Consider the following 5,213-nt stretch of genomic DNA (forward strand, 5'->3'; position numbering starts at 1 on the left):
GCCGGGTCGTCGCGGAAGCCGGTGCGGTTGTGCAGCACGTTGTTGCACAGCAGCCCCTGCCCCGGCGTCATGTGGGCGCGCAGGATCCACGGCGACGGGCCGTTCAGCAGCGCGCCCAGCGCCGCCACCGCCGCCCGCACCGCCGGATCGTCCGCCCACACGATGCTGCGCGTCCGCGCGGTGTAGCGCATGTGCAGGTTCCCCCCGTCGTCCACCGAGAACACCGGCCCGGCCTGCGCCGGGCGCGGCGGCTGGCCGGGCTCGGCGTTCGGCGGGATGGTCATGGCGTCGTCGCGCATCAGCGCCGCGACGTGGCCGGGATCGGCCTCGCGCAGCGCGATGTAGGCCATCTCGTGGTCCAGCAGCGCGTTGTCGCCCCCCTCCGCCGCGTCCCGGACGGTGTAGAGCAGCAGCCCGCGCACCGGACGGTCCGGCGTGTTGTAGTAGCCGTCCGTGTGCCAGGACAGCGGCCGGTCGGTGTAGGGGATGTAGTTGCGGCGCGGCCCATCCGCGGCGACGGACAGCGGCGTGATGCCGTCCTCGTCGGCCAGCATGTTGGTGTCGAGCCGATGGAGGCCGAAACGGGCGGCGAAGGCCCGCATGCGCTCCTGCGTCGCCTGCTCCGCCACCGGCCCGGCGAACACCGCCATGTTGCAGCGGCGGATGCGGTCGCGCAGCGCCGCCTCCTCGGCCGGACCGGGATCCAGCGGGTTGCGCAGTTCGACCACGAGGTCGCCCACCGACGCCGGATGCGCGGCCAGTTTCCCGTCGCGCCAGCGCCGGTAGGCGGGTTCGTCGTCCAGGGAGAAGGGCCCGGTGCGCGGCATCGCGTCGGGCAGGAGCGCCGTCGTCATGTACCGCTTCCGATGGGACCGTTTCCGATGGGACCGTCTCCGGTGCCGTGGGGCGCCGCAACCGGTGCCCCACGGAAATCATCGCAGGTATTGGGGCACCGGGGAACGGCCCGGCTCAAGCGCTCAGCGCTGTTCAAAAAGCCGCGCCTTGGCGTAGCTGAAGATCGTCGACGACCGCATGCCCGAGCGGCAGTAGGCGACGATCGGGCGCGGCGAATCCTTCAGCACGCCGGCCATCTTGTCCACCTGCTCCGCGGTCAGCGGGTCGCGGCCCACCGGGATGTAGTGGTATTCGATGCCGTGCTCGGCGGCCAGCTTCGCCACCGCGTCGGAGGTCGGCTGCCCCGCCTCCTCGCCGTCCGGGCGGTTGTTGACGATGGTCTTCACGCCCTGGCGGGCCAGTTCGGCGACGTCCTCGGGGCTCAGTTGCCCGTTGGCGAAGACCTGGTTCTCGAGTTGACTGAGGCTCAGCATCGTTCTCTCGCTTGTCAGATCAGAGGCGATCCACCGGGATCTTGAGGTAGCGCACGCCGTCCGCCTCGGCCGGCGGCAGGTGGCCCGCCCGCATGTTGCACTGCACGGACGGCAACAACAACGCCGGCATTTCCAGAGTCTTGTCGCGGCCCGTCCGCAACGCCACGAAATCCGCCTCCGACACGCCGTCGCGCACGTGGATGTTGGACCGCCGCTGCTCGGCTACCGTGGTCTCCCACGCGGGTTCACGGCCGGACGGCGGGTAGTCGTGGCAGACGAACATGCGCGTCTCCCCCGGCAGGTCCAGCAGGCGGCGGATCGAGCGGTACAGCTCGCCAGCGTCGCCGCCGGGGAAATCGCAGCGCGCCGTGCCGACGTCCGGCAGGAACAGCGTGTCGCCGACGAACACCGTGTCCTCCACCAGGAAGGCCACGCAGGCCGGCGTGTGGCCGGGCACGTGCATCACCCGCGCCTTCAGGTCGCCAACGGTGAACGCCTCGCCGTCGGTGAACAGGTGGTCGAACTGGCTGCCGTCGGTGGCGAACTCGGCTTCGGCGTTGAAAATGCCCTTGAAGATCCGCTGCACCTCGCGCACGCGCTCGCCCACACCGATGCGCCCGCCCAGCTTTTCCTTGAGATAGGGGGCGGCCGAAAGGTGGTCGGCGTGGATGTGCGTCTCCAGGATCCAGTCGACGCGGAGCCGGTTTGTGGTGACGAACGCGACGATCTGGTCGGCCGAGTCGGTGCGCCGGCGGCCCGACTTGATGTCGAAGTCGTGCACCGCGTCGATCACCGCGCACACGCTGCCAGGGCCGGCGTGCACCACATGGCTCACCGTCGCGGTCTGGCGGTCGAAGAAGGATTGCACGACGGCACCCATGGCGGCCCTCCACACGTGAAAGTCCGGGCACTCGCCCGAAGGACACATTACATTAGGCTCGACTAATTTTTCAATCCCGCTGCCGTATCGCCCCCCGCTGCCGTATCGCCAAAGCCGCACCGGGGCGCTAGGTTTCAAAACGTAGGACACTCCGGGGAATGACAATGCCCGCCCAGCCGTTGCCCGCCGCCACCTCGCCGGAAGACGCCGCCCTCCTCCTTTTCGCGCACGGCACGTCCGACGGCGCGGGCGCGGCCATCGCCACGGCGCTGGCGGGCGAGTTGCTGCGATGCGGGCCGTTCGCCGCCGTGGGCACGTCGTTCGCCCTGCAGGCCCCTTCCCCCAAGGAAGCCCTGGAGTCGCTGCCGCCCGGCCGCGTCGTCGTGGTGCCGCTGCTGGCGACGGAGGGCGGCGTCGCCCGCATGGTGCTGCCGCGCCTGCTGGCCGAGAGCGGCGCCATGGACCGGCTGACGGTGCTGCCGCCCATCGGCCTCGACCCGGAGGTGGTCGGCATCGCCGCCGACCTCGCCGACTCGGCCATGGCCGGCGCCGGGCTCGACCCGGCGCGGACGGGACTGCTGGTGGCCGGGCACGGCAGCGTGCGGCGCCCGGCCTCGGAACGCTCGACCATGGCGCTGGTGGACGCACTGACGGCGACCGGGCGCTATGGCGACGTCGGGGCCATCTACCTGGAGCAGCCGCCGCTGGCCAGCAAGTGGCGCGCGGCGACGGGCTGCCCCGACGTGGTGGTGGTTCCCTTCTTCCTTTCCGGCGGCCATCATGAGGAGGAGGACCTGCCCGCCATGCTGCGCGACGGCGGTGGCGGCCTGGACGGGCGCGCCATCGACGGGCGTCGGCTGTGGCTGACCCCGGCGGTTGGCCGCCACCCCCGGCTGGCCGGCCTGATCCGGCGCCGGGCGCTCGCCGCCCTCGACCGCGGCTAGCGGCCGGGAGTAGAAGACAAGGAGAAAGAGACCCCGCATGATCGACCTTCACTACTGGCCGACGCCCAACGGCCACAAGATCACGCTGTTCCTTGAGGAAGCCGGCCTCGACTACCGCATCGTGCCGGTGGACATCCGCAAGGGCGACCAGTTCCAGCCGGACTTCCTGGCGATCGCCCCCAACAACCGCATGCCGGCCATCGTCGACCACGCTCCCGCCGATGGGGGCGAGCCGGTGTCGCTGTTCGAATCCGGCGCCATCCTGCTTTACCTGGCCGAGAAGACCGGCAAGTTCCTGCCCACCGACCTGCGCGGCCGCAAAACGGTGCTGGAATGGCTGTTCTGGCAGGTCGGCGGCCTGGGCCCCATGGCCGGGCAGAACCACCACTTCGGCCAGTACGCGCCCGAGAAGATCCCCTACGCCGTCGAGCGCTACGTCAAGGAAACCAACCGCCTGTACGGCGTGCTCAACCGCCGCCTTGCGGGCCGCGCCTTCATCGCCGGGGACGGCTACAGCATCGCCGACATGGCCTGCTATCCCTGGGTCGTCCCGTACGAGCGCCAGGGCCAGAACCTCGACGACTTCCCGGACCTCAAGCGCTGGTTCACCGCCATCGCCGAACGCCCGGCGACCGTGCGCGCCTATGAGAAGGGCAAGCCGCTGGCCGACACGCCGACCGTGACGGAGGAGAGCAAGCGCATCCTCTTCGGCCAGACCGCCGCCAGCCTCCAGCCCAAGAACTGATGCGGAGCCACGGGAGGGGCGTGCGCCGTCACGCCCTTCCCGCCTCCCTCAGCAGCCGGCAGATGTCCTCCGGCATGACCGGCTTGTAGACGGCCCGCACCCCCTCGTGCGCGAGACGGCCGACCAGTTCGGGCAGGGTGTCGCCGGTGAGCAGGACGTAGAGCACCCGCGGCCCGCACAGCGAGCGCAGGCGCAGCAGCGCCGCCAGCCCCGATTCGCCCGCCACGTGGCGGTCGCACAGGATCAGGCTGGGGCACATGGCGCGCCCGACGATCTCGGCCGCCGCCTCCGCGCCGTTGGCCGCGACCAGCACGCGCCAGCCCTGGTCCTCGATGAAGGCGCCGAAGCTCATCCGTTCCAGCGGGTCGTCGTCGATGACCAGGGCAAGGCGGCTCTCGCGTTCCATCGGCGCTTTCCCGGCATTTAAGGTTAAGCCAGGGCAACTATGAGGGCTGCGAATGCGCCGGGCATCCTGCAAACGGATGATGCCGATCTTCGAAGCTGATCTTTGATGCCGATCTTTGATCCGGAAGGCTCAATCCTCGTGCGCGAGGCCGCTGATGGGGTCGGCCAGCACGTGGCGGACGAGGTCGGCCTGCCGCCCGACGCCCGTCTTGGCGAAGATGGACTGCAGCTGGCTGCGCACCGTGGTGATGCTGACGCCGGCCGCCGCCGCATGCTCGGCCAGGCGGCGCCCCTGCAGCAGCGCCAGCAGCAGGCGCCCCTCCGCCGCCGTCAGGCCGTAGAGGCGCGTCAGGTGCTCCTCGCGCAGGCGGCCGCAGCGCTCCGGGTCGGTCACGAACAGCAGCGCCAGCCGCTCCTCGCCGCCGACCAGCGGGATCCGGCCGCGGAACGGGCACACCAGCACGGACAGCGCCGCCGCGTCCGGGCGCGGCACGCGCAGCACCGAGCCGGCGGCGTGCGGCACCGCCGTCGCCTGGGCAAGCGCGCGGGCCAGCGCCTCCCCCACCCCGTTGCCGGCGCGCAGCCGCCCCTGCGCCACGGACAACCCGCCGCCGTGCAGCAGGCGTTCCGCCTCCGGGTTGGCGAACAGCAGCCGCCCCTGCCCGTCGCAGATGATGAAGCCGATGGCCTGCCGCTCGAAGGCCCGCAGCATGCCGTCGCGCTCGACCTCGGCGGCCTGCAGGCGGCGGTGGACCCGCACCGCGCGCTGGACGTGCGGCACCAGCCGGCGCAGAAGCCGCACGTCGCCCTCGTCCACCATCTCCCGGCCGCGCGGCAGCAGGCTCAGGTGCACCGCCGTCCAGGCGTCGGCCAGGACGACGCCGCCCAGGGAGTCGCGGATGCCGTTGGGC

General features: G+C 71.4%; 6 protein-coding genes and 1 pseudogene. 2 read left to right on the forward strand and 5 right to left on the reverse strand.

What is annotated here, in order from left to right; genetic code table 11:
- The 3 genes from VED21_RS01385 to VED21_RS01395 form a co-directional block, all read right to left on the reverse strand.
- Positions 1-854, reverse strand: an 854-nt coding sequence (locus VED21_RS01385) for a TauD/TfdA family dioxygenase (RefSeq protein ID WP_324880513.1), incomplete at its 3' end; no start/stop codon positions are given.
- A 123-nt stretch (positions 855-977) separates the two neighbouring features.
- On the reverse strand, positions 978-1,328 hold the full coding sequence (locus tag VED21_RS01390) for a TIGR01244 family sulfur transferase (RefSeq protein WP_324880514.1): 351 nt from the start codon (positions 1,326-1,328) through the stop codon (positions 978-980).
- Positions 1,329-1,347: 19 nt separating this feature from the next.
- On the reverse strand, positions 1,348-2,208 hold the full coding sequence (locus VED21_RS01395) for an MBL fold metallo-hydrolase (protein ID WP_324880515.1): 861 nt from the start codon (positions 2,206-2,208) through the stop codon (positions 1,348-1,350).
- Positions 2,209-2,366: 158 nt separating this feature from the next.
- Between VED21_RS01395 and VED21_RS01400 the strand changes: the two genes are divergently transcribed.
- Positions 2,367-3,152: a CbiX/SirB N-terminal domain-containing protein gene (locus VED21_RS01400; RefSeq protein WP_324880516.1), complete on the forward strand. Its 786-nt coding sequence runs from the start codon at positions 2,367-2,369 to the stop codon at positions 3,150-3,152.
- A 37-nt stretch (positions 3,153-3,189) separates the two neighbouring features.
- Entirely contained in the window at positions 3,190-3,897 is a 708-nt protein-coding gene (locus tag VED21_RS01405) for a glutathione binding-like protein (RefSeq protein WP_324880517.1), read from the forward strand.
- 28 nt (positions 3,898-3,925) lie between these two features.
- Here VED21_RS01405 and VED21_RS01410 read toward each other — a convergent pair whose 3' ends face one another.
- Positions 3,926-4,303, reverse strand: coding sequence for a response regulator (locus VED21_RS01410; protein WP_324880518.1), 378 nt, complete (start codon positions 4,301-4,303; stop codon positions 3,926-3,928).
- Between the two features lie 129 nt (positions 4,304-4,432).
- Positions 4,433-5,213 (reverse strand): annotated as a pseudogene (locus tag VED21_RS01415) (helix-turn-helix transcriptional regulator); the annotation flags it as partial.

The sequence above is a fragment of the Azospirillum sp. genome, from assembly GCF_035627195.1.
Taxonomy (GTDB): Bacteria; Pseudomonadota; Alphaproteobacteria; order Azospirillales; family Azospirillaceae; genus Azospirillum.

Bases quoted from the DNA above. Each gene is read 5' to 3' on its own strand.
- VED21_RS01405 (WP_324880517.1), top strand. From the start codon at position 3,190: ATGATCGACCTTCACTACTGGCCGACGCCCAACGGCCACAAGATCACG.
- VED21_RS01410 (WP_324880518.1), bottom strand. From the start codon at position 4,303: ATGGAACGCGAGAGCCGCCTTGCCCTGGTCATCGACGACGACCCGCTG.
- VED21_RS01390 (WP_324880514.1), bottom strand. From the start codon at position 1,328: ATGCTGAGCCTCAGTCAACTCGAGAACCAGGTCTTCGCCAACGGGCAA.
- VED21_RS01395 (WP_324880515.1), bottom strand. From the start codon at position 2,208: ATGGGTGCCGTCGTGCAATCCTTCTTCGACCGCCAGACCGCGACGGTG.
- VED21_RS01400 (WP_324880516.1), top strand. From the start codon at position 2,367: ATGACAATGCCCGCCCAGCCGTTGCCCGCCGCCACCTCGCCGGAAGAC.